The following is a 242-nucleotide window of genomic DNA, read 5'->3' as shown; positions in this document are numbered from 1 at the left end:
CGCGATAGTCCTGCACGTCGAGCCGCGTGACGAGCAGCGCGCACATCAGGATGAACAGCGTCACCGCGAAGCCGCCGCCGTACAGCAGCAACTGCTGGTAGCGACGCGCGCGGCCGGGCTCGAACGGCTTGCGCCCCGCATTCGCGACCTGACTCGCGATGCGCTTCAGCTCGGCTGGCATGGGCGCTCCTTTACGCTGAACCGGAAGCCGAAGCCGAAACCACCGGCCGGGATGCGCCGCC

1 protein-coding gene is annotated in these 242 nt (G+C 69.0%); it reads right to left on the bottom strand.

Features of this window, described 5'->3' with window-relative positions; genetic code table 11:
* A partial coding sequence (locus SB816_RS34430; RefSeq protein ID WP_410548550.1) for a hypothetical protein occupies positions 1-181 on the bottom strand: 181 nt, incomplete at its 3' end.
* Positions 182-242: the final 61 nt, after the last annotated feature.

Source organism: Achromobacter sp. SIMBA_011, assembly GCF_046535435.1.
In the GTDB taxonomy this organism is placed as follows: Bacteria; Pseudomonadota; Gammaproteobacteria; order Burkholderiales; family Burkholderiaceae_B; genus Achromobacter; species Achromobacter dolens.
Note: the sequence above shows the minus strand (reverse complement) of the source record. Positions and strands in the feature narration are given on the sequence as shown.